This window comes from Methylobacter svalbardensis (assembly GCF_037671525.1).
GTDB classification, from domain to species: domain Bacteria; phylum Pseudomonadota; class Gammaproteobacteria; order Methylococcales; family Methylomonadaceae; genus Methylobacter_A; species Methylobacter_A svalbardensis.
Map to the genome: position 1 here is coordinate 1 of NZ_JAWPOH010000170.1, position 1,444 is coordinate 1,444.

Below are 1,444 nucleotides of genomic sequence, written 5' to 3' on the forward strand. Positions count from 1 at the left end.
CAGTTTTTGTACAATTGAATTCGAAAAGCTTAGCGTTATGATTTTAAGTGCTCCTTTAAGTTTTTTCAGTAGAAATAAGTATATCTTCAAAGGAGTTTTTTACTGTTTTGGAAATTAATTTTCTGGAAGTCTATATGTGCTGATTTTCGGCGCTCAAGGCTGGCTGGGGCCCTGGTTTTCGGCGCATGACATCAAGATCATTTTCGCCGTGCCTGGCATTATTCTGGCGACCTTGTTCGTGACCTTTCCGTTCGTTGCCCGGGAACTGATTCCGCTGATGCAGGAAATCGGCCATGAAGAAGAGGAGGCCGCACTGTCGCTGGGCGCCAGCGGCTGGCAAACCTTTTTCAAAGTCACGATGCCGAACGTCAAATGGGGCCTGCTGAACGGCGTGCTGTTGTGCAACGCCAGAGCGATGGGCGAATTCGGTGCCGTCTCGGTGGTGTCCGGTCATATCCGCGGACTCACCAATACGCTGCCGCTGCATGTCGAAGTCAGTTACAACGAATACGATTTCGTCGGTTCCTTCGCCGGTGCGTCAGTCTTAGCCGCCTTGGCCGTGGTGACGCTGGTGTTTAAGACCGTGCTGGAATGGAAGCAAAACCAGGAATTGAAAGCGACCCGGCAAGCGGTTGAATTGCATTAAATTTTATTGGCCGGTAAAAATAGAGTCCACGAAAATCACAAAAGCCACGAAAAAAAGCATTAATAAAGACGATTATTTACACACATTATCGTTCTAATCGAAGAGCGCAAAGAATAAAATTTTGAGTCTCCGTGTTTTCTGTGCTTATTCATTTTTCTTTCGTGTTTTCCGTGTCTTTCGTGGACAATTTTTTTGAATTCGCGTATTTAAAAATTTATATCAGGAATCCATCATGAGCATTAGCGTAAACCATATCAGCAAACATTTCGGCGCCTTTACCGCGCTGGACAATATCAGCCTCGACATTCCCGAAGGCGAATTGGTTGCCTTACTGGGGCCTTCCGGCTGCGGTAAAACCACGTTGCTGCGCATTATTGCCGGTCTCGAACAAGCCGACCAGGGCGATGTTTTTTTGAAAGGCGACAAGGTTACCGATAAACCGGTTAAAAGCCGTCAAATCGGTTTTGTGTTCCAGCATTACGCGCTGTTCCGGCATATGACCGTGTTTGATAATGTGGCGTTCGGCTTAAAGGTTAAGCCGCGCCGCGAACGGCTAAGCAATGAAGTGATTGCAAAAAAAGTCCATGCGCTGCTGGAGCTGGTGCAACTTGACTGGCTGCATGACCGCTATCCAGATCAACTCTCCGGCGGCCAGCGCCAGCGTATCGCGCTGGCTCGCGCCTTGGCCGTGGAGCCCTCGGTATTATTGCTGGATGAACCGTTCGGCGCGCTCGATGCCAGTGTGCGCAAGGATTTGCGCCAATGGCTGCGCAACCTGCATCACGACCTGAATGTCAC

General features: G+C 49.2%; 1 protein-coding gene and 1 pseudogene. Both read left to right on the top strand.

Features of this window, described 5'->3' with window-relative positions:
* Positions 1-121: 121 nt before the first annotated feature.
* Positions 122-646 (top strand): annotated as a pseudogene (locus tag RW114_RS20625) (sulfate ABC transporter permease); the annotation flags it as partial.
* A 232-nt stretch (positions 647-878) separates the two neighbouring features.
* The coding region (locus RW114_RS20630) for a sulfate/molybdate ABC transporter ATP-binding protein (protein ID WP_340124604.1) at positions 879-1,444 on the top strand (566 nt) is incomplete at its 3' end.